Source organism: Micromonospora sp. DT81.3 (assembly GCF_049847225.1).
GTDB lineage: Bacteria > Actinomycetota > Actinomycetes > Actinomycetales > Microbacteriaceae > Microbacterium.
In genome coordinates, this window is the sequence record NZ_JBNCNY010000001.1 from 766355 (window position 1) to 787768 (window position 21414).

The window sequence follows — 21414 nt, forward strand, 5'->3', positions numbered from 1 at the left end:
TGGCGCCTGCATCGTTCCCGTAACGAGCATTGCATCAAAACGTACTAACTAGTACGTTCGATCGCAGATGGGCGATCGATGACGATTCAACCCGGTGGAAGGGGATCCTCGATGACGAGTCTCGCCGAATGGAACAGGTCGCCCGCCCGCTCGGCCTCGGTGCTCGACCGCATCTTCGCGATCCTCGACGCGGTGCAGGACTCGGGTGGATCGAGCTCGATCACCGAGTTGGCGGCGCACACCGGACTGCCGAAATCCACCGTCTCGCGACTCGTCGCCGCGCTCGTCGAGCAGCGGTACCTGGAGCGCACGGCGGAAGGGGTGACTCTCGGGCTGCGCCTGTTCGAACTGGGCGCGCGAGCCAGTCTCCCCCGGCGCCTCATCGCTGCCGCCGCCCCCGTGATCAGGAACCTCTGGGACCTCACGGGAGAACGGGTCGGGCTGTGGGTCCACCACGGCACGGACATGGTGTCGATCGCGGCCGTGGCCGGCCGGCTGCCGATGCTGCCGACCCGCGCAGGGATGCGCTCACCCGTGCTCACGACGGCGAGCGGAAAGGCGTACCTCGCGTTCTGCGCCGACCAGAGCGTGGTGGATCGCGTCAGCGCGCGGCTGGTCGCCGACGAGGCCGTGCGCTTCAAGGAGGAGCTCGGCCGCATCCGCTCGTCGGTGATCGCCACGGACCGAGAGGTCTCGTACCCGGGCATCCTCGCCGTGGCCAGCCCGGTGCTCTCGGCCGACTCCGCCGTGCTCGGCGCCATCTCGATCGCGGGTCCGAGCGGGGTGATGGATGCCGAACGCGTCGCGCCGCTCGTCCGCGCCGCCGGCGCCAGCGTGACCCGTCGCCTCACGGCGGCATAGGCGACCGTGAGAACCGCCGACTGGACCGAATCGGTCAGCGTCCTCGACCGCATCACGGCGGTCTTCGAGGCCTTCGGGGAGGATGACGAGGGGCTCGGGGTCTCGGAGCTGGCCCGGCGCGCGAACCTGCCCAAGTCGACGGTGTCGCGGATCGCGAACGACCTCGTGGGGCAGCGACTGCTCGATCGAGAAGGGGACAAGCTCTATCTCGGCGTCCGCCTGTTCGAGATGGGTCAGACGGTCGAGCAGCCGCGCAGGCTGCGCCACTTCGCCCTTCCCGTGATGACCGAGCTCCGCAACCTCACGGGTCAGACCGTCCACCTCGCGGTGCTCGAAGGAACGGACGTGGTGTTCCTCTCGGTCGTGCGGGGCCGGCCGACGCAGGCGCCCGTGGCGCGTGTCGGGACGCGACTGCCCGGCTCTGCCACAGCGCTCGGAAAGGCCATCCTCGCGTTCACGCCGCCCGAGGTCGCCGAACGCATCGTGAACGCCGACCTTCGCCGGCTCCCCTCGCGCACGACCGGCGATGCTTCCGCGCTCCTCGCGGAGCTGGCCGAGGCCCGCCGCAGCGGGTTCGCCTCGGAGCACGGCGAGTCGGCGGCCGGTCGCTGCTGCATCGCCGGCCCCATCCTCGGCTCCGGCACCGTTCCGATCGCGGCGATCTCCGTCACAGGCACGAGCGAAGAGCTGGATCCGGAGCGCGCCGCCCCCGCCGTCCGCGCGGCCGCGATGACCCTCACCCGTCGACTCGCTGCCGGCCGAGTGGGTGCCGGTCGAGTTCTCTGAACCCGAACCCGACTCCTGAACCGCACAACGCGCAACGGGGCGGGTGCAAACTTCGCACCCACCCCGCTCGCTCGTCGGCTGCGATCAGCCGGCCATCTCCCGGATCGCCTGGTAGACCTCGAGGGTCTCCCCGGTGAAGTAGTTCTCGAAGTAGGCCTCGGCCTTATCGATGAAGGCGTCCATGTCGATGTCCTCCTGCTCGATCACCGTGAAGCTCTCGTCGGCGCGGTACTCGTCGAGGATCTCCTCGGTGGCCTCGTCGACGCACTCCGCGTTCTCCGAGCGGATCCCGTGGATCGTCTCCTCGAGCAGTGCGGCCTGCTCGTCGTTCATCTTCTCGTAGGTCTTGTCGCTGACCAGGATCCAGTGGATGCCGACGTTGTGGTTGTTCAGGATCGCGGTGTTGAGCACCTCGTCGTAGCTCGACGAGCGGGTCGCGACGATCGGGTTCTCCTGGCCGACGGCGATGCCCTGCTGCAGCGCCGTGTAGACCTCTTCCACCGCCACGGATACCGGATTGGTGACGCCGAGGGCCTCGGCGTTCGCCAGGAACGCCGGCGAGTTCGGGAACCGGATCGGCACGCCCTCGAGGTCGTCGGGGCTCGTGACCTCGACGTCCTTCGTCGTGAACGTGCGGTTGCCGAAGAACCACCCGTCGACGATGCTCACGCCGGTGGCTTCCTTGAACTGCCCGAAGAGGTCCTCCGAGCCCTCGTCGATCCACTCGAACGCGTGGTCGACGTCATCGAACGCGTAGGCCGCGTCGACGACGCCGATCGGCTCGAACGTCGAGCTGAGCGCGGACGCGCCCTGCAGGTCGATGTCGATGTCGCCGGCCTGCACGAGCGGGAAGCGGTCGGCATCGGGGCCGAGCTGGCTCGCCGGATACAGCTCGACAGTGAAGCCCATATCGGCTTCCTCGAGGCGCTCCTTCAGCAGCTCGACGCCACAGTAGTAGTTCGGCGTCTGCTCGTTCTGGCTCGTCGCGACGGTGAGGGTCACGGGTTCGTTCGCCGTGGCGCTCTCGGTGGCGTCGCCTTCGGGGGCGGCGCCACCACCGGCGCAGCCGGTGACGACGAGGGTGGTTGCTGCAAGCACCGACGCGGCTATGCGGCCTCGGCGCGTCGAGCGGGCTGTGCCCATGGGACTCTCCTCTTTTGTGCGCACGTCCTGGTGCGGGCGCTGATGTGTCAATCGGTGGCCGAGACGGCGACATCCGGTCGACGAGGTTCCTGCAGTTCACAAGGGCATCGTCGACCACGCTGTCAATGAAACGGCCCGGTGGCAGTGCCGACTCTCGCCCACTGCGTGCGGTTCGCAAAGCGATGTCCCGGCGAGTGGAACATGCCGCGTGGGACCGCTGGACACCCGGTGTCCCCGCTGAATGGGACGGATCCCGCACGTCGTCCCATGGTGGCATACGCTCGGGTCCATCACCCGCCCGGACTCCAGAAGAGGGGTGCGCATGACCGGCCCACAGCCTCCTGCCCTCCGCATGGGCATCGTCGGCGTCGGCTTCATGGGACGACAGCATGTCGAGCTGATCGAGGCGTCATCCCGCGCCGAGCTGTGCGCCGTCGCCGATCCCGCGGCCACCGACACCGCCTTCGGCTGCCCGGCGTATCGCGATGCCGGCGACATGCTCCGGGCCGAGAGCCTCGATGCGGTGATCATCGCGAACCCCAGCGGCCTCCACGTCGACACGGCGATCCAGTGCCTCGAGGCCGGCGTCGCGGTGCTGCTGGAGAAGCCGGTTGCCGTGGACTACGCCGAGTCCCTCCGGCTCGTCCAGGCCGTTGCGCGGCTCGACGCGCGCCTGCTGGTGGGCCACCATCGTCGCCATCACCCCGCGGTCGCCGAGGCCCGCAGCGCATTGGAGAGGGGCGTGATCGGCGACGTCGTCGCCGTCAGCGGCCTGTGGTCCGCCCGCAAGGAGGACGCGTACTTCACCGAGATCCCGTGGCACCGGGAGCGCGGCGGCGGCGTGATGCTGATCAACCTCGTGCACGACCTCGACCTGCTGCGCCACCTCCTCGGCGAGGTCGCGGAGGTTCAGGCGATGGTCAGCTCGCACGCGAGGAACCTCGACGTCGAGGACACGGTGTCGATCAACCTCCGGTTCGAAAGCGGTGCGATCGGCGGCTTCCTGGCCTCCGACGCCGGCGTCTCGCCGTGGGGCTGGGACCAGTCGACGAACGACACCCCGGCGTTCCCCTTCGTGCCCGACGGCACGGCCTACCAGCTCGTCGGCACTCGCGGTGCTCTGTCCGTGCCGAACCTCGCGACGTACGCCTACGATCCGTCGGTGTCGCCCGACTGGCACTCACCGCTCTCCCGCACCTACCTCCCGGTCCCCGCGGGCGGAGCATTCCCGGCCCAGCTCGAGCACTTCACCGACGTCGCCCGAGGAACCGCCCAGCCGCTCGTGTCGGCCGAGGACGCGTCGCGGACCCTCGCCCTCGTCGAGGCGGCCGCCCTGGCCGCGCGCAGCGGCGAAACGGTCGATGTCGCGAAGTTCCGGGCCGAAGAGCTGGACCCCCGCTGATCACCGCGTGAGGCGGTCGGCCGCGCGGATCGCCAGCTCGTACCCGAACACGCCGGCCCCCGCGATCACGGCGCGGGCGACGGATGAGACGAGTGAGTGCTGGTGCGCGGCGTCGCGGGCGTGGATGTTGGTGATGTGGATCTCGACGATCGGTGCCTCCAGCATCCGCAGCGCGTCGAGAACCGGCACCGAGCGGAAGCTGAACCCTGCCGGGTTGATCACCACCGTCGCCTTCTCGCGGAACGCGTCATGCAGCCAGTCCACGATCTGGTGCTCGGCGTTGGACTGCGCGAAGAAGAGATCGAAGTCGAGTTCTCCGGCCACGCGCGCGCAGTCGTCCCGCACATCGTCGAGCGTCGCGCTGCCGTACAGCTCGGGCTCGCGCTGGCCGAGCATGTCGAGGTTCGGGCCGTTCAGCACGTAGAGCTTCCTGGTCACGGGTGTTCCTTTCCGGGGGTCGTCACATCAAGCCGAGCAGGATGGGCACGATCGTGACGATCGGCGGGAAGAGCGTCAGCAGGATCAGCACGACGCCGAGGGGGATGAGGAAGGGCAGGATGCCGCGGAAGAGCTCGCCCATCGGTCTGCGCGTGATCGAGCCGACGACGAACAGCACGGCGCCCACCGGAGGCGTCAGCGAGCCGATCATCAGGTTGAGGATCATGATGACGCCGAGCTGGACGGGGTCGATCCCGTAGGCGGCCACGATGGGCATGAGAATCGGGACCAGCACCAGGATGACCGGCGGCGCCTCTAAGAAAATACCCAGCAGGATCAGCAGCACGTTGAGCAGCAGCAGGAAGACGACCGGGTTGTCGGTCAGGTTCGCGAGCCACTCTCCGAGGTTGCGCGAGACCTGCTCGCGGGCGAGCACCTGCCCATGAGGTTCGACGCGCCGAGGATCAGCAGGATGCCGCCGGAGATGACCACGGTCTCCTTGGCCGCGCGCCAGAAGACCCGCAGGTTCAGCGTGCGGTAGATCGCCCCGAGCAGGAGCATGTAGGCGGCCGCGATGCCGGCGCTCTCCGTCGGGGTGAACAGCCCGCTGAAGATTCCGCCGAGGATGATGACCGGCAGCAGCATCGGGCCGAGCACCCTGACCGTCGCCTTGCGGAGCATCGCGCCGTCGAAGCGGCGGCTCGTCGAGACCTCGGGGTGCAGGCGCACCCAGATGAAGACGTAGACCGCGAGGCCGATGGCCATGAGGAGTGCCGGCAGGATCGAGCCGGCGAAAAGAGCTCCGGTCGAGATCGTGGCGGTCGCGGCGAAGAGCACCGCCGGGATGCTCGGCGGCATCACCGTGCTCATCAGGGAACCGGATGCCGTGAGGCCGGCCGAGAAGCCGTAGGGGTAGCCGGCCTTCAGCATCTGGGGGATCTGCACCTTGCTCGTGGACGCGGCGTCGGCGAGCGCTGAGCCACTGATCCACGAGAAGCCGATCGCGGTCCCGAGATTGACGTAGGCGAGATTGCCGGGGAGCCGGGGAAGCAGCGCCTTCGCGAAGTCGTACAGCCGCGTTGCGATGCCGAGGTGGTTCGCGATCGTGCCGACGAAGATGAACAGGGGCACGGCGAGCAGCGGGAAGCTGTTGATGCCGTTCACGATCGACGAGATCGCGTAGCCCGACGAGAGCCCGTGGCTGTAGAAGTACAGCATGCTGGGCGCGATCATCGCGAAGGCGACGGGCACCCGGAGGAGCAGGAAGACGACGAGCAGCAGGATGTAGAGCCAGAGATCCACGCGGATCAGCCCTCCATCTCGGAGATGTCGAGCTTGTGCTCCGGGCGGTTGGCATACGGAATCTTCATCGCCGAGTGCACGGCGGCGGAGAGGAAGCCGACGAGGGCGAAGATGTAGAGCACCCCGAGCGGGATGTGCATGGCGGCGCTCGCCCGGATCCACTCCGTCTCGATCTTGACGAACGCCTCATAGGCGAGCGCCAAGCTCGTGGCGACCATGATGACGGCGGAGATCACGCGCAGCGCCACGAACAGCTTCGTGCCGGCCAGCAGCTGGTCGAACACTTCGATCACGATGTGCCCGTTGCGACCCACCAGGTAGCCGGTCGTGATGAACGTCATGGCGACCATGGAGAGGAGGGCGAGCTCGCCGGCACCGACCCAGCCGATCCCGGGCAGGTAGCGACCAACCACCTGGTACATGACGCCGATGAAGAGGAGGGCGAACAGCGCGACGCCGATCGCGAGCTCCACGGCCGAGAGGATGCGGATGAACCTCGGGTCCGGCGGCACCCCCTGGTTCAGCTTGGGCGCCGTGTAGAAGGTGTCGGTGTGCCCGTAGATCGACTCGCGAAGTTCCTCGGGCACCGCGCGCTCTGCCGGCTCACTCGGCTCTTCCGGCTCCCTCGACTCCCCGGGGTCCTTGTCAGGCACCATGGCCAGCCTCTCTGTAGGTGCGGTGGGGCCGCGCGCGTGCGCGCGACCGCCTCTGCGACTCTGGATCGTGGAACCGACCTCTGCAAAGTCGAGTCTCGCCGAATGGGACACGGCGGCCGCTCGGCGCGCGGACGCCCGCCCCCGCCGACCGCTCCCCGCGGGTGCGGGGAGCGGTGACGGAGGCGGACGGGAATGCCGGCGACCGGCCTACTTCACGACCGTCACGGTCGCGGTCGACGTGAGCTGCTTCTGCACGCCGCCCTGCAGGACCCTCGCCACGACGGTGAGGCTGACCTCCCCCGTGGGCACGTTGTTGTCGACATCCGCCTTCTCGAACTGCACGATCAGCCGGTTCTTGTTGGCCGTCACCTTCTCGGCCGGGATCGGCGTCTGCGAGAGCGGAGTGAGCAGTGCGGCTCCGCCGTCGTACACGGCGCCCGCCGGCAGTTCGAAGTGCGCCGTGACCTTGCCGTCGACACCCGTGAAGATGCCCGTCTCCGATCGCAGATTCAGCGTGCCCGGCGTGAACCGCAGCGACCCCGGCTGGTCCTCGGGCGTGAGGTAGACCTCGATCCTTCCGGTGGGCCGCGGGTCTGTGCAGTCGTTGAAGAAGTAGTCGCCGGCACGATCGAACGTGTGCTCGTAGCTCTCCCCCGGCTGCAGCGTGGCGTTGAACTCCCCCTCGAAGAACTGCGTGGCGCAGTGGGGCAGCAGGTTCGGGAAGTTCGGGAACGTCTCCGCACCCGGGTTTCGGAAGGTCACCGTCGTCCCCACGGGCACCCGCAGGTGGGTCGGCTGCATCGAGCTCTGGGTGGTCGCGTCCCGCGCGACCGCTGTGTCGGCGGTTCGGCTGCTCCGGGCGAGGAGGACGGTGTTGCCCACCGTCGCACCCTCGACCGCGGCACCGCTGACCGGGCGACGGATCGAGAGGGGCGCCGTGTCCGGTCCCTCCTGGCTGCCCGATTCCGTGGTGTACGAACCGCCGAGCTTGAACGCCCACAGCGAGTCGCCCTGCGTCACCGATCCGCCGTAGGGGTTGGTGGAGCCCGCGGCGAAGACCGCGACATACTGCTCGCCGCCGACCTCGTAGGTCACCGGTGCGGCTGCGATCCCGAAGCCCGTCTGGAACTCCCACAGCACATCGCCGGTGCCGGCATCCATCGCCAGCGCACGCCCGTCGATCTGCCCGACGAAGAGCAGGTCGGATGCCGTGACCAGCGGTCCCTGACCGTGCGACATGTCGGTGCCGAGGTGGTTCTTCCATGCCACCTCGCCGGTCGACGCGTCATAGGCGAGGATTCCGCCGGTCTGGTACTGCCCGATCGCGCGCTGACCGTTGGCGGCCGCCCCGTTCCAGTGCGCCACCGGATTCGTGCCGTATGGGTAGTAGACGAGGTTCGTGCTGTGGCTGTACGCGTTGTTCGACCAGTCGGCCCCGCCGTTCTGGCTGGTGGTCGAGAGGATCGGCAGATCCCACTGCGGGTCGTACATGCAGCCCTCGCGGTGGTCGGGTGCGCCCTCGGGGTAGGTGAGGAACGGCTCGTCGGCCGCGACGTAGCTGTCGGGGTTGAAGACCAGGTTCCCGTCCGCGTCGGGCTGATAGCCGTTGTAGTTCGGCACGGCACGCCACGGGTCGCCCGGGATGTTCTCCTGGTCGAGCTTCTCCCACACCACGCACTCCGGCAGGAGGCGGCTCTCGGGGAAGGGCTGCGTCGGCGAGTGCGCCTGCCGCGAGTCGGTGATCATCGGCTTCTCGGTGACGGGCAGGACGGGCTCGCCGTTGGTGCGATCGAGCACGAACTGGTGACCCGACTTGCTGCCGTAGAAGACGACCTTCCGTTCGGCGCCCTCGACCTCGATGTCGGCGAGGGTCGGCGGGTGCACGTTGTCCATGTCCCACACGTCGTGGTGGATGGACTGGTAGTGCCACTTGTACTCGCCGCTCGAGGCGTCGACGGCGACCATCGTGCTCGAGAAGAGGTTGTCTCCCGGCCGCAGCGACCCGTTCTGCGATGAGGTGCAGCTGCGGGCGTTGCCGAAGGTCATGTAGTACATGTTCAGCTCGGGGTCCACGGCGCCGTGGATCCACGACGTCGCCCCGCCCTCCTCGGCGCAGTCCGTGCCGTCGGGGAGCACGGGACCCCAGGTCGCAGAGGCGTCGAACGGCACGCCGTCGACGCCGGTGAATACCTGGCCGCGCTTCGGTCCGCCGAAGAAGTGCCACAGGTACGATCCGTCGCTCGCGTCGAGCGCGACGACCGCGCCGCGGTCGCCGTCGGCCGCGTGGGCGTAGACGATGCCGTCGTAGTACACGGTCGCGACCTTGCCGACGCGTCCGAGGTCCTCGCCGTTCGGGCCGGCAGCCGGCACGGCCCAGACCTCTGCCCCCGTGGCGTCGTCCAGCGCGACGACGCGGTTGCCGCCCGCGAGCGTGAAGATCTTCCCGTCGCCGGCCGAGACGCCGCGCCGCGTGCCGGACAGGCCGTAGACGTCGTTCTCCCACTTCCAGACGGGATCACCGCTGGCGCCGTCCACCGCGATCACCCCACCGCTCGGCGTGTCGAGGTAGATGACGCCGTCCACGACGATGGGGGTCGTCTGCTGCCCGACATCATCGCTCGCGGGCGCGACGGCGGAGACGTGGGTGCGCCACGCGGGGGCCAGTTGATCGAGATTGTCCTTGCCGATCTGCGTCAGCCCGGAGTAGTGCTGGTTGCCGAGGTTGCCGCCGACCGTCGGCATGTCGGCGCCCGTCGGTTCCAGACCCGTCAGCCCCGCGGGCGGGACGGCTTCGGTGGGCCTTGCAAGGCCGTAGGCGGGTGGGGCCGTGAGCGCCAGCACCACCAGCGCCCCGAGCCCCACGGTCCCCATCCTCTTCATCAGACGTCTGCGCATCCTCGACTCCTTGATCGTCCTCGATCTCGTCTCCGGCGTGCCACCGCGCGCCCGAGTCCACCCGTGGGGTGGGCCGGCCGGCCCTATCCATTCGATGGATCGGTTCGGCCATCCGGCGCCTGGACGCTAACCGTCGCTCGCGAGGGGAGGCAAGGCTCCGGCCCACCGAGTGGTACACGAAGGGATGCGGCCCGCCGAGTGGTACACGAAGGGATGTAGAGAACCGTCCCGTCAGCGACCGATGCCGCGCGGGACAAGCGGATCGAAGTCGTCGCTCAGGATGCCCCCGCGAGCAGGTCGTCCACTTCCTCCGCCGTCGGGACGGACGCCTGCGCGCCCGCCTTTCCTACGGCGAGGGCGGCCGCCGCACCGGCGAGGCGCGCTGCTTCCGCGATCCCGTCGATCGTGAGCGGGCCCTGCCCGGCCGCAAGGTGCGCGGCCAGCACGCCGCAATACGTATCGCCGGCGCCCGTCGTGTCGACCGGCTCGACGGGGAACGCGGGAACGCTCCTGCGCTCCGCACCCACCGCGATGATCGATCCGTCCGCCCCGAGCGTCACGACGAGAGCGCCGACGCGCTCCGCCAGTTGGTCGATCGCGGCATCCACCGTCCCCGTCTGGGTTCGCGCAATGTCGCGCAGCTCGTGCTCGTTCACCACGACGACGTCGACCGCGGAGAGGAGCGTGCGCGCCACACCCTCCTCGGCGAGAGGCGATGACGGGGAGGCGTTGAGCACGAACAGCGCACCGGGCTTTCGCAGGCCCGACGCCTGCAGCACCCGAGTCGGTGGAATCTCCAGCTGTGCGACGAGAACGTCGGCGGTCGAGATCAGCGCCCGTTGACGCCCCGACAGGGGCGCATCCACGGCATTGGCGCCGGAGATCACGACGATCGCGTTCTCGCCGTCGTCGGCGACCGAGATCAGCGCAACGCCTGTGGCCGCGCCGATGGACTCCAGCCCCGTAACGTCGATCCCGTCCCGCTGCAGCGCGGCGCGGAGCGCCTGCCCGTCGCCGTCCTCGCCCACCGAGCCGATGAACGCGACGAGTGCGCCGCCGGCCCGGGCCGCGGCAACCGCCTGATTGGCCCCCTTCCCACCGCCGCCGCGCGACGAGCTGCGGGCAAGGAGCGTCTCCCCCGGTGCGGGGATGTGCGGGACCCGGGCGACGACGTCCAGATTGATGCTTCCGACCACCGCTACCTTCACCGAAAACTTCCTTTCTGCCAGCCCCCGCGTGCGCGCGCGGGTTCAACGAGGGCTGGCGGTACCCCTTGCATCCTTTCAGCCGCTCTGCCACCCGCAGCTGTGTGGCGAAAACTTTCCATCGACGGCCCGGCCACGGACCGGAACTCGTGCTGGCGGTGGCCGAGCTGATCCGGGAGCCGATCGCACCCTAGTGCCAGGAGCGCCGCACACCGCCCTGGCCCGCGATGCGGGCGGATGGCATGCTGAGCGCATGAGCGGCGGGAATGGCGTGGAGGTCGCCCGCGCCTACTACCTGGAGGTCGTGAGACCGCTCCTCCTCGAGCGATTTCCCGGCATGCCGCACGCGGCAGGACGACTGGGAGCGGGCTCTGACGTGCTGGGGCTCGATGACGAGACCTCGCGAGATCACGACTGGGGGCTGCGTCTGAATCTGCTCGTTCCACCGGGCGACGTCGTCGCCGTCGACGAGGAGCTGGAACGATCGCTGCCGCCGGAGTTCCGTGATCTGCCCGTGAGGTTCGCGTTCACGGGGCGGAGCGCTCAACGGCATCACGTCGATGTGAGCTCGGCGCACGACTTCCTGATCGCGCACCTCGGCTTCGATCCTCGCGACGGGGCGTCCCCGCGGGACTGGCTGGCTGTGTCCGGTCAAGCCGTGCTCGAGGTGACCGCCGGCCCGCTCTTCACCGATGAGATCGGAGAGATCAGCGCCGCGCGGCGAACGCTGGAGTGGTATCCGGATGACGTGTGGCGCTACGTCCTCGCCGCCGATTGGATCCGCCTCGAGCAGGAGATGCCGCTGATGGGCCGCGCCGGCGATGTCGGCGACGAACGAGGCTCGCGGATCATCGCCGCACGGCTCACCCAGGTGGTGATGCACCTGGCATTCCTGCTGGAGCGGCGCTTCCCGCCCTACCCGAAGTGGTTCGGCACCCTCTTCGACCGGCTGCCGTGCGCGAGCGAGCTCGGCCCGATCATCGACCGCGTGCAGACGGCGGCCGGCTGGCAGGACCGCCAGAGTGCTCTCGCCGAGGGACTGCAGCTTCTGCTGCGGATGCAGAACGACGCCGGGCTGACCGACATCCCGAACGCGACCATCCCGTTCTGGGATCGCCCGTTCCTGCATCCGGAACCGTCGATCGAGGCGAGCCTGCTCGATGCGGTGAGCGACGAGGACGTCCGCGGACTGCCGCGAGGGCTCGGGTCGATCGAGCAGCGCACGGACCTCGTGGACATCCTCGTCGACCCGCAGGAGCGCCGACGCGTCATCTTCCCCTAGGGCGAGGCCGGCCGCGCCCTGCCGGCGCCTCCGGTCAGCCGATCGCGTCCACGGCCGCCTGGATCGCCGCGAGGGTCGCCTCGGGCTGCGACACCATCGACACGTGGGAGGCGGCGACCTCGCTGATCGTGGCGCCGGCGCGCTCGGCCATCCGGCGCTGCAGGCCGATGGGGATGACCAGGTCGTCGGTGCCCAGCACCGCCCAGCTGGGGATGGTCTTCCACGCCGGGGCGCCCGAGGGGGTGACGTTCGCCACGAAGGATGCCGGTCGCTGCGTCGCCACGATGGTCCAGCGGTCCGCCTCGGGCAGGTCTTGCGCGAAGGCGGTGTGCACGGTGTCGGGTTTGAGGAAGGCCTCGGCGGCGCCCTCCGGCGCGCCGGGGTAGCCCGCGACATCGAGCACGGTCGTCGGGTCCGCCACGTCGAGCGCCGACCCCGAACCGGCGAGAAGGCTCACCACGGTGTCCCCCTCGTCGGGGATGAACGCGTCCACGTAGACCAGGGCTTTCACGTCGCCGCCTCGTGCACCGGCATTCGTGATGACCGCGCCGCCGTAGGAGTGCCCGACGAGCACCACCGGCCCGGTCGTGCGCTGGGCGAGGAAGGACGCGACGTAGGCGGCGTCCGACTGCAGGCCGCGCAGCTCATTCGGCGGTGCGAGAACGGTGTATCCCTGCGACTGCAGGGACCTGGTCACGGCGTCCCAGCTGGACGCGTCGGCCCATGCTCCGTGGACGAGGACGATGGTGGGCTTGCTCTCAGACATGCGACTTCTTTCTGTGGGGGCGCCGAAGGGCGAGGTGAGGCTGCGGTGGTGGAGCTGCGAGGGAACTCGGGGTGCCGGAGGAGAGCCTTCTCGCACACCATAGGGTGCGCGCGGCGCACCCCGCCAGGGTTTTCGACAGCCCGGACGTTCGGATCGCCGATCTCGGGGCGGGGCGGTGTCAGGTGGTGGTCAGAACGACCTTGCCGGTGTTCCTGCGCTCCTCGATGTATGTGTGTGCGGCTCCGGCATCCGCGAGCGGGAACGTCCGGTCCACATGGGGACGCACCCACCCCTCCGCCACGCCATCGAGCAGGGCTTGCATCCAGCCCGCGATCATGCCGGTCTCGTGCCACATGTGCCCGAGGTTCACGCCGAAGACCGATCGGTTCGAATTCATCAGCGACACCGGATGGAAGAACGGCATTCCGAGCGCGACCCGCCCCAGTCCCAGCGGCCCGGGCAGTCTGGAGGCAGTCGCGGCGGAGATCCCGAACATCCCGAGCCTGCCGCCCGAACGGAGGGCGTTGTAGCTCTTCTTCGCGTTCTTCCCGCCCAGAGGATCGATGATGAGCGACACTCCCCTGCCACCGGTCAGTCGGTCCACCTCGACGGCCCAGTCCGTCGTCCTGTAGTCGATGGCCTCGTGCACGCCGCGTTCGAGCAGGAACGCGTGCTTGGCGGCGCTTGCAGTGCCGTAGATCGTCGCCCCGAGATGGTTCGCGACGTCGATCGCGGCCAGCCCGACGCCGCCCCCGGCGTTGTGGATCAGCACTGTTTCGCCAGGCTTGAGCGAACCCATGACCACCAGGAGCTGCCATGCCGTGAGGTACGCCACCGGAAGGGACGCCGCCTGCTCGTGCGAGAGCGCAGCGGGCTTGCGGAAGACCTGGCCCGCCGGCACCGAGATGACGTCGGAGTAGCCCCCGAAGCGCGTCAGAGCCACGACCTCCTCGCCCGTCAAGGCGTCGCCGACCCCGGCGCCGACCCGATCCACCACGCCGGAGACCTCGTAGCCGACCACAGCCGGGAGGCGCGGGGCATCGGGATAAAGACCCTTGCGCGCCAGGATGTCGGCGAAGTTGATGCCGCTGGCCCGAACCCGGATCCGCACCTCACCGTGCTTCGGCTCGGTGTCGGGCGCCTCTCGCACCTGCAGCTGTTCGGGGCCACCCTTGCCGACGATCACGACCCGCTTCATGATTCAGGCCTGCCGCAGGACCTTCTCCATCGCCTTGCCGCGCGCGAGCTCGTCGACGAGCTTGTCGAGGTAGCGGATCTTCTGCATCAGGGGATCCTCGATCTGCTCGACACGCATGCCGCAGATCACGCCGGTGATCAGCGAGGCCTTGGGATTGACGTGCGCGTCCGCGAAGAACTCCTCGAAGGTCGCACCATCATCGAGCTGTCGTTTCAGCGTCGGCTCATCGAACCCGGTCAGCCATTGGATCACCTCGTCGAGTTCGTGCTGCGAGCGCCCCTTCTTCTCGAGCTTCGTGACGTACAGGGGGTAGACCGATGCCACGCTGGTGCGGAAGATTCTATGCACGGGGCTAGCGTACTTCGCGGCGCCGTGGTGCGAAGGGTGAGTCGATGGCTGAGACCAACCAGCGCGTTCTCTGGATCATGCGCATCCTCAGCGCCGTCCTGCTTTTCGTGGCGGGCGGGATCCACCTCTACCTGGTCTTCAACGGCGTCGGCGGCATCCTGGGCGTGGCATTCACCCTCAACGCGGTTGCGGCACTCGTTCTGGCGATCGCGATGCTGGTTCTGCACGGCCGCCTCCTTCAGCTGGCGACCGTGCTGAGCCTGCTGTTCCTGATCGCCACCCTGCTCGCGCTCGTCCTCGCGCTCACCGTCGGATTGTTCGGCATTTCGCAGACCTGGGACTTCACGCTCGTCCCGCAGACCGTCATCCTCGAAGCGATCGGCATCGTGGTGCTCGCCATCACCACCGCCCTCGTCTTCCGCACGCCCCGCACGCTCAACCGCTGAACGCTTCGACGAACCGGTCGCGGAACCGGTCCATCCGCCACACCGGCGCGTCGGGGGACGGGCGTGGTCCGTCCTCCCATCGCCATGACGCGATGCTCGCGAAGACCTGGGGGTCCTTCGAGATGATCGTGACCGGCACATCGCCGTCCGCCTCGGAGCCGCTGACGATCCGTGCGGGCTGGTGGTCGCCGAGCACCACGAGCACGAGATCCTGGTCGCCGTAGGTCTCCAGGAACGAGAAGATCGTGCGCAGCGCGTACTCGACCGAGCGGCCGTAGAGCACCCGGGCTCGATCCGGGTCGGCCCACGCGATGACCGGCGACTCCGCTTCCGCCGCCTGGCCGGCGAACACCGACCCGTTCCCCACCCGCGTCCAGGGCACCAGACTCGGCAGGGGTGTCCACGGTGTGTGCGACGAGACCAGATCGATCTCGGCCATCACCGGCTGGCGACCGTTGCCGAGCTCCCGGTCGGAAAAGACCTGCCAGGTGTACTGGTCGGGCATGCGCGCGTATCCGAAGGCCGGGCCGCGGTAGCCCATGTTGCGGGAGTCGAGCACGGTGTCGAAGCCGTAGAACGACGCGCCCGCCTCCCACGGCCGCGTGTTGGACGGGACGACCGCAACCGTCCGCCATCCGGCGCGCGCGAACGCGCCGCTGAGGGTCTGCCGGTCCCCCGCCATCAGCCGGTCGTACTTCGCCTGTGAGTCGACCCAGACACCGCTCTGCAGCGTCGCGTGGGCGAGCCAGCTCACGCCGCCGAACGTGGGCGAGGCGAGGAACGCGCTCCGGGACGAATACCCTTCTCGCTCGAGGAGGCTGCCACCCTCGTCGAGCGCGCGTGCGATGCCGTCCGTGAACGCGGAGTCCTCGACGGCGACACGTCCATAGCTCTCCACGAAGGCGACGACCACATCCTTGCCCGCGAGGGCGGCGAGCAGCTCCTGCGCCGGCACCCCGTCGAGACGGTCCGATTCGAGCGCCCGCTCGAACGCGCGCTGATCCCGGATGCTGGTGAGCGCGCGCGCCGATGAGTCGATGAGGGTGTCCTCGACCCGGGATGCCGCTACGGGCGTGCCCGGCAGCACCTGGAGCCCCGCCAGCGAGCCGACGAGCCACGCCACCGTCACGGCCGCCACGGCGATCCCCCCTCGTCTGCCCGCGCCCGCAGCGGCTCCCCCGACGCGCAGCGCGGCGCGTGCGAGGGCCACGGCAGCGGCGGCCGCCAGCGCGGCGAGCAGCAGCACCGTCAGAATCGCGTTGCCCGTGCCGGCCGCATCCCGCACGACGCCCCAGGCGCTCAGCACCGCTCCACCGTCCTCGACGAGGTTGAACGGGCGGTCGATCATCGCCCGGAAGCCGAGGTCGAGCACCGCCACGAGGATCGCCGACACGACGACCGCCCCGAACACACCCGCGGCTGTCGCACGCACGGGCCGCGCCACGACGATGAGGAGCACGAGCACGATCGCCAACGACTCGGCCGGCACGCCCAGCAATGCGGCGGGCGTTCCGGTCGTCAGCGCACCGGGGACGAGAGGGACGACGAGGAGTGCGGCGCACGCGGCGACCGTGGAGATGCGAGCGCCGCGCGAGAGGCGGTCACCCTCCCCGAACCGGGCGTCACGATCGGCGGTCACGGTCCCGCAGGGGAGGTCCCGCGGACAACGCCTCCCCCGCACCCTCATCGCATCCGTCGAGGTTCTCGCGCGGGTCGCCGTCCTCGAGCTGGTCGAGGCGATCGAAGGAAGGGCGCCGGCCGTGCCGGCCTAGCTCGTCGATGGCGTCTGCTCCCGGGAACCGGTCAGACAGTGCGTAGCGCAGAAGCACCACGTCGGCGATGCGACGGGTGTCGGCCAGCCGGGCACGTCTCGTGGCCGTCCACGGGAAGCGGCCGGCCTCGACGAAGCGGGGTGCACGGGAATCGCCGACGAAGAAGGGAGCGACCACGAGCTGCAGCTCGTCGACGATGTCTTCGACGAGGAACTGCGTGTGCAGCCGGCCACCTCCCTCGACCATGAGCCGCCGGACTCCGCGGCCGGCGAGGTCGGCCGCGACATCCCTCATTGTGACCTCCTCACCCAGCCCGACCACCGTGGCTGCGCCGCTCAGCCGGTTCGCGATCCGCTCGCGCGCTCCCCGCGGGCAGTAGACGAGCTTGTCGCCATCGCCGACGGTGAAGAACGACGACTCCACGGGGAGGTCGCCGGTGGCGGTGATCGTGACCTTCGCCGGTGACGCCGGCCGCCCCGCGGCGAGGCGAAGCAGCCGCCGCTCTTCGCTGCGCACGAGCAGGCGCGGGTTGTCGCGGCGGACCGTGGATGCGCCGACCATGATCGCGTCGCTGTCCGCGCGCAGCTGATCCACCCGGTCGAAATCCTCGGAGTTCGACATCGCAAGGCGACGGGGAACGGCGCTGTCCAGATAGCCGTCGATCGACATCGCGCAGCTCAGAGTGACGTAGGGCAGGGTCATCGCGTCCACCCGCCGGCATCGATCGACGCCACGCCGCGGCGACGACGGTGGAAGGATGCCGCGAGCACGAGCGCACCGGGGGCGACGGCGATCATCGCGAGCACGCCGTACGTGGTCGAAGCGGCGATGCCGGTCGCCGCGCCGAGCCCCGCGACGGCGAACGCCCACGAGGCGACGCCCTCGCGAGGACCCCATCCGCCGATGCTCAGCGGGATGGCGGACGCCAGCACCGCGAGAACGGCCGCTGCCGTAATCTGCCCGGGAGTCGCGTCGACGCCCACCGCCGCGCACGCCACGACGAAGGTTCCCACATGTGCCGCGACCACGATGGTCGAGGCCGCGACCAATCGGACGACCGTGCTCGCGGAGCTGAACGCACCCCGCAGGATCGCGAGCTCGTGCGCGAGCGCCGCGCGGGCGCGACGGCTTGCCAGGGCGACGGCGACCGCCGCGCCGACGACGAGAACGACGCCGAGAACGACTCCGAGCACAGGCCCCACAGCCGGAGCGTAGGCCGAGAATCCGATCGATGCCAGCACCACCGCGGCGAGCACGAGCTGCACCCCCTGGCCGACGGCTCGCTCGGCGGCCACCGCGCGCGCCGCCTGCGCGACCTGTTCGACGCTTCGCCCGTGCTCCACGGCTCGATGGACGTCACCGACGACCCCCCCGGGAAGCACCGTGTTGAGGAACTGCGAGCGGTAGTACGCCGAAACGGACTCGCCCCACCCGAGCTCGAGCCCCAGACGGGACGCGAGCAGGCGCCATCGCCACGCGGCGGCCGCCGTGGCCACGGCGGTGAGCGCGAACGCCGTGGCGATGGCCCACGGCGAGACCGACGCCAGCCCTCGCAGGAACGGCTCGGCCCCGACCTGGATGAGGATCGCCGCGAGGATTCCCGCTCCAACGGTCACCTGCGCCCAACGTCGCCACCGCGGCGGCGATACGGCCGCCTCCGGCGAGCGCTCGCGGACCACCGCGGTCATGGCGGCCACGCCAAGAGGTCCTGGTGATGCACGAGAACGCGCAACCCGCCCCGGGCAATGCGGGCTGCACGCATCGCCGCGTATTCCGCCGCCGGCTTCCGCAGGGACGGGCGCTGCTCCACGGCGGCCGCGACCCAGCCGCGCATCCACTCCTCGACGAGTTCGCGGTCCTCCGAGTCGAGCACCCACGGCGTTTCCGCTACGCGCACCGACCACCCGGCGGTCCCGAAGAGGTCTGTCGCCACTCCCGCGGCATCCGGGCCCAGCAGGCGCCGGCCGTGGACGGACCGGCGCTGGTGATCGTTGAACGCCGTCTGGAACGCGTGATCTCGCGCGTCGGCCGGTTCGAACTCCACCCCTCCCGTCACGCTGAGACCGAACAGCGCGGGCGCGCCCGCCTCCACGCACGCCCGCACCATCGCTTCGATCTCCTCGCGGGCCAGCACGTCGAGCAGGGCGGAGGTGGTCACGAGCGATGCCCCCGCGAGCGCACTCGCGCGCAGCCGGCCGAGCCCGTCGACATTCGTCCGCACCGAGACGAGAACCCCTTCGCCGTCGCGAGCCGGCTGTGCAGCCGCCTGTTCGAGGAGGGCGCGGTTCCAGTCATGCAGCACCCACGTCTGGGGTCCGGGGAGAAGCGGCGCCAGCCATCGCATCATCGAGCCCGTGCCGCTCCCGAGATCGTGCACCGTCAGGGGCGCCCTCACCATCTCGGCTGCCCGCAGCGCGAGCGCGCGTGAGCGCGACCGCGCATCCACGTCCTCCCGCAGCGTCAGCCACTCGGCCGAGACCGGGATGACGACGCTCACGAAAGGCCCGCCAGGGTCGCATCGATCGTGTCTACGGTGTCGCTCCACCGGGGACGACGCGTTCTGGTTCTGCGCGCCTCATCGGTCAGGCGCGCACGAAGCGTGGGATCGATGATCCACCGTCGCAGGGCGTCGCTCAGCGCATCCGGCCGATCCGGTGGCACGAGGACCGCGGCGACACCCGGACGCACCGCCTCGGGGATCCCGCCGACGCGGCTGGCGAGCACCGGGACGCCGCGCCGCAGCGCCTCCGCCACGGCTATTCCGTAGCTCTCCGTGCGCGACGGCGCGACCAGCAGGTCCGCGCGGGCGTACTCGGCGTCGAGCTCGATCGGGGTCAGCACACCGGCCCAGGTGATCCGCTCCGACAGACCGGCGCCCTCCGCTCGCGCCGCGACACGGCCCGCGAACCCGGGGTCCACCGCCACGGATCCGGCGATCGTGCAGGTCCACGGCATCCTCGAGCCCAGCTGCACCAGTGCGTCGACCAGCGTGTCCTGTCCCTTGTGCGGGGCGACGACCCCGATGCACAGCAGGGCCCCGCCGGTCGCTGTCCCGCGGGCCTCCGGCGCGTCGTCCGACCCGGGCATCGCCACGACGACGCGCTCCGGCGCGACACGCCCTCGTTCGACGAATTCCGAACGCACCCACTCGCTCGGGACGATGACGCGGCGGGCGCAGCTCAGCACCCGCGCCTCGCCCTCGATGTCCCGCGCATCCGCGCCCGCGAACGCGCCGACGACCATGTGAGCCAGCACGACGATGCGCAGCCGCCCCGCGGCGGCCTCGATGACGCCGGCGGCCCGCATCGCCACCAGACCGTCGACAAGCACGACGGCTTCCGTCGGAACGCGCGAGAGCTCCTCGGCGAGCCTCGTCCCCGGATCCGGCTCGACCTCCACCGCCCGCACCTGCCAGCCTCGGTCCCTCAGCCCTTCCCGCACCCGCTGGTCGAAGACGTTGCCGCCGCTCACCCTGGTCGGATCGTCGACCCCCTGCGGGACGACGAGCCACAGCATCCCGTCGGCGCCGCTCACAGCATCACCTCGAACGACGCCCACGCGATGTGCGACTCGCGGAGCGTGACCTCGATCGCCGTCAGCGGCGCGCCGCCGAGCGCGCCGGACCGCGCCGCCTCGACCAGCCGCTCCGCGACCACGCTGCACAGCCGCTCGGTGGTGGTGTTGACCCCGGCGAACTCGGGCTCGTCGTCGAGGTTGCGGTACGTCAGGGCCGACAGGATGCCGCGCAGCGTGTCGGACGCACGCCCGATGTCGACCACCACGCCGTCCGCGTCGAGACCGGCCGCACGGAAGGTGGCGTCCACGATGAAGGTGGCCCCGTGCAGGCGCTGCGCGGGACCGAAGACCTCGCCCGAGAAGCTGTGCGCGATCATCATGTGGTCACGGACCGTGAGGGAGTACGTCATCCGGCGTCCTTCCAATCGATGGTGTGGCAGAGGCCGGGCGCGGTTCCTCCCGCGATGCCCGCGAGGACATCCGGAAGATCCCGCCACGGGGAGTCGCCCGTGAGCAGTTCGTCGAACGCCGGATCCTGCAGCAGGCGGAGCGCAAGAGCGAGCCGGTCGGCCGTCGTCCGGTTGCCTCGCCGACGCGGCGCTACCATTCCGACCTGGCTCGACCGGATGGTGAGACGGCGGGAATGGAAGTCGCCGCCGAGCCGCAGGCTCACGGGCGAATCGCCGTACCAGCTGGCCTCGATGATCACGCCCTCCGTGGCGGCAGACTGCAGGGCGAGCTGCAGCCCGCCCCCGGATCCGCTGCAGTGCACGACAAGATCGCGGTCCCTCGGCGCATCGTCAGGGTGGGCGTACGCGACGCCGAGGCGCCCGCAGACCTCTGCCTTGGCGGCGTCGACGTCGACCAGCGTGACGTCGACCCCGAGGATGCCGCGGGCCAGCCGCGCGACGGCGCATCCGATCATGCCCGCACCGATCACATTGATGCGATCCCCCACGAGGGGGGCGGCATCCCACAGGATGTTGACCGCCGTCTCGACCGCACCCGCGAGCACCGCCCGTCGGGCGGGGACACCGTCGGGGACGAGCGAGATCGCCGACTCCGCGACGACGAACGCCGACTGGTGCGGGAAGAGAGTGAAGACGGTGCGGCCGACGACGTCGGGGGCGCCCTGCTCCACCACGCCCACGTTCAGGTAGCCGTACTTGACGGGGCCGGGAAAATCGCCCTCCTGGAACGGGGCGCGCATCCGGTCCCGCTCCGAGGCAGGAACCTCGCCGCGGAACACGAGCGACTCCGTCCCCCGGCTGATGCCGGTGTGGAGCGTCCGCACCAGCACCTCGCCGGGCGCCGGCTCGCGGAGCTGCTCGTTCCGAAGCGATCCCGCGCCGGGCCCATCCACCCAGAACGCCGTCGCGCGCATCAGGCGGGCTTCTT

The 21414-nt window shown here is 70.0% G+C and carries 21 protein-coding genes and 1 pseudogene; 5 read left to right on the forward strand and 17 right to left on the reverse strand.

The window, feature by feature from the left end:
- The first annotated feature begins 111 nt into the window (after positions 1 to 111).
- Together ACPW96_RS03735 and ACPW96_RS03740 are read left to right on the forward strand one after the other, a co-directional pair.
- Entirely contained in the window at positions 112 to 861 is a 750-nt protein-coding gene (locus ACPW96_RS03735; protein ID WP_425819001.1) for an IclR family transcriptional regulator, read from the forward strand.
- Positions 862 to 867: 6 nt separating this feature from the next.
- Positions 868 to 1647: an IclR family transcriptional regulator gene (locus tag ACPW96_RS03740; RefSeq protein ID WP_425882058.1), complete on the forward strand. Its 780-nt coding sequence runs from the start codon at positions 868 to 870 to the stop codon at positions 1645 to 1647.
- Between the two features lie 84 nt (positions 1648 to 1731).
- Here ACPW96_RS03740 and dctP read toward each other — a convergent pair whose 3' ends face one another.
- A complete protein-coding gene (gene dctP, locus ACPW96_RS03745) occupies positions 1732 to 2790 on the reverse strand; it encodes a TRAP transporter substrate-binding protein DctP (protein ID WP_425882059.1) in 1059 nt (352 codons plus the stop codon).
- A gap of 322 nt (positions 2791 to 3112) precedes the next feature.
- On the opposite strand from dctP, the gene ACPW96_RS03750 reads away from it, so the two are divergent.
- The gene (locus ACPW96_RS03750; RefSeq protein WP_425882060.1) at positions 3113 to 4192 is read left to right on the forward strand and encodes a Gfo/Idh/MocA family protein; all 1080 of its coding nucleotides are present in this window, start codon (positions 3113 to 3115) and stop codon (positions 4190 to 4192) included.
- On the opposite strand, the gene ACPW96_RS03755 is transcribed toward ACPW96_RS03750, so the two are convergent.
- The 6 genes from ACPW96_RS03755 to ACPW96_RS03780 all read right to left on the reverse strand — a co-directional run bounded on the left by ACPW96_RS03755 (position 4193) and on the right by ACPW96_RS03780 (position 10691).
- Positions 4193 to 4630, reverse strand: a complete 438-nt coding sequence (locus tag ACPW96_RS03755) for a type II 3-dehydroquinate dehydratase (RefSeq protein WP_425882061.1) — start codon at positions 4628 to 4630, stop codon at positions 4193 to 4195. It lies immediately after the preceding gene.
- A 22-nt stretch (positions 4631 to 4652) separates the two neighbouring features.
- A complete protein-coding gene (locus ACPW96_RS03760; RefSeq protein ID WP_425882062.1) occupies positions 4653 to 5066 on the reverse strand; it encodes a TRAP transporter large permease subunit in 414 nt (137 codons plus the stop codon).
- A complete protein-coding gene (locus ACPW96_RS03765) occupies positions 5012 to 5932 on the reverse strand; it encodes a TRAP transporter large permease (RefSeq protein WP_425882063.1) in 921 nt (306 codons plus the stop codon). The genes ACPW96_RS03760 and ACPW96_RS03765 overlap by 55 nt, the downstream gene beginning before the upstream one ends.
- A gap of 5 nt (positions 5933 to 5937) precedes the next feature.
- Entirely contained in the window at positions 5938 to 6588 is a 651-nt protein-coding gene (locus ACPW96_RS03770; RefSeq protein ID WP_425818988.1) for a TRAP transporter small permease, read from the reverse strand.
- 207 nt (positions 6589 to 6795) lie between these two features.
- Positions 6796 to 9483: a PQQ-binding-like beta-propeller repeat protein gene (locus tag ACPW96_RS03775; RefSeq protein WP_425882064.1), complete on the reverse strand. Its 2688-nt coding sequence runs from the start codon at positions 9481 to 9483 to the stop codon at positions 6796 to 6798.
- Between the two features lie 275 nt (positions 9484 to 9758).
- Complete coding sequence (locus ACPW96_RS03780) at positions 9759 to 10691, reverse strand: PfkB family carbohydrate kinase (protein ID WP_425882065.1); 933 nt, start codon at positions 10689 to 10691, stop codon at positions 9759 to 9761.
- Between the two features lie 250 nt (positions 10692 to 10941).
- Here ACPW96_RS03780 and ACPW96_RS03785 point away from each other — a divergent pair, with 250 nt between their 5' ends.
- Complete coding sequence (locus ACPW96_RS03785) at positions 10942 to 11970, forward strand: DUF4037 domain-containing protein (RefSeq protein WP_425882066.1); 1029 nt, start codon at positions 10942 to 10944, stop codon at positions 11968 to 11970.
- A gap of 34 nt (positions 11971 to 12004) precedes the next feature.
- Here ACPW96_RS03785 and ACPW96_RS03790 read toward each other — a convergent pair whose 3' ends face one another.
- From ACPW96_RS03790 to ACPW96_RS03800, 3 genes are all read right to left on the reverse strand, one after another.
- Positions 12005 to 12736: an alpha/beta fold hydrolase gene (locus ACPW96_RS03790; protein ID WP_425882067.1), complete on the reverse strand. Its 732-nt coding sequence runs from the start codon at positions 12734 to 12736 to the stop codon at positions 12005 to 12007.
- A 178-nt stretch (positions 12737 to 12914) separates the two neighbouring features.
- A complete protein-coding gene (locus ACPW96_RS03795) occupies positions 12915 to 13934 on the reverse strand; it encodes a synaptic vesicle VAT-1 family membrane protein (protein WP_425882068.1) in 1020 nt (339 codons plus the stop codon).
- Between the two features lie 3 nt (positions 13935 to 13937).
- Complete coding sequence (locus ACPW96_RS03800) at positions 13938 to 14282, reverse strand: DUF2200 domain-containing protein (RefSeq protein ID WP_425818956.1); 345 nt, start codon at positions 14280 to 14282, stop codon at positions 13938 to 13940.
- A gap of 44 nt (positions 14283 to 14326) precedes the next feature.
- Here ACPW96_RS03800 and ACPW96_RS03805 point away from each other — a divergent pair, with 44 nt between their 5' ends.
- The gene (locus ACPW96_RS03805; RefSeq protein ID WP_425882069.1) at positions 14327 to 14728 is read left to right on the forward strand and encodes a hypothetical protein; all 402 of its coding nucleotides are present in this window, start codon (positions 14327 to 14329) and stop codon (positions 14726 to 14728) included.
- Here ACPW96_RS03805 and ACPW96_RS03810 read toward each other — a convergent pair.
- From ACPW96_RS03810 to ACPW96_RS03840, 7 genes and pseudogenes are all read right to left on the reverse strand, one after another.
- Positions 14718 to 16367: a sulfatase gene (locus tag ACPW96_RS03810; protein WP_425882070.1), complete on the reverse strand. Its 1650-nt coding sequence runs from the start codon at positions 16365 to 16367 to the stop codon at positions 14718 to 14720. The genes ACPW96_RS03805 and ACPW96_RS03810 overlap by 11 nt on opposite strands.
- Positions 16368 to 16521: 154 nt before the next feature.
- Positions 16522 to 17202 (reverse strand): annotated as a pseudogene (locus ACPW96_RS03815) (RibD family protein); the annotation flags it as partial.
- The gene (locus ACPW96_RS03820; RefSeq protein ID WP_425819943.1) at positions 17199 to 18188 is read right to left on the reverse strand and encodes a lysylphosphatidylglycerol synthase transmembrane domain-containing protein; all 990 of its coding nucleotides are present in this window, start codon (positions 18186 to 18188) and stop codon (positions 17199 to 17201) included. The gene ACPW96_RS03820 and the pseudogene ACPW96_RS03815, both read right to left, overlap by 4 nt.
- A complete protein-coding gene (locus ACPW96_RS03825; RefSeq protein ID WP_425882071.1) occupies positions 18185 to 18997 on the reverse strand; it encodes an SAM-dependent methyltransferase in 813 nt (270 codons plus the stop codon). The genes ACPW96_RS03820 and ACPW96_RS03825 overlap by 4 nt, the downstream gene beginning before the upstream one ends.
- Positions 18994 to 20034, reverse strand: a complete 1041-nt coding sequence (locus ACPW96_RS03830; protein ID WP_425882072.1) for a glycosyltransferase family 4 protein — start codon at positions 20032 to 20034, stop codon at positions 18994 to 18996. Before ACPW96_RS03830 ends, ACPW96_RS03825 begins: the two co-directional genes overlap by 4 nt.
- Positions 20031 to 20426, reverse strand: a complete 396-nt coding sequence (locus ACPW96_RS03835) for a 6-pyruvoyl trahydropterin synthase family protein (protein WP_425818944.1) — start codon at positions 20424 to 20426, stop codon at positions 20031 to 20033. Before ACPW96_RS03835 ends, ACPW96_RS03830 begins: the two co-directional genes overlap by 4 nt.
- Entirely contained in the window at positions 20423 to 21400 is a 978-nt protein-coding gene (locus ACPW96_RS03840; protein WP_425882073.1) for a zinc-dependent alcohol dehydrogenase, read from the reverse strand. The genes ACPW96_RS03835 and ACPW96_RS03840 overlap by 4 nt, the downstream gene beginning before the upstream one ends.
- Positions 21401 to 21414 lie beyond the last annotated feature (14 nt).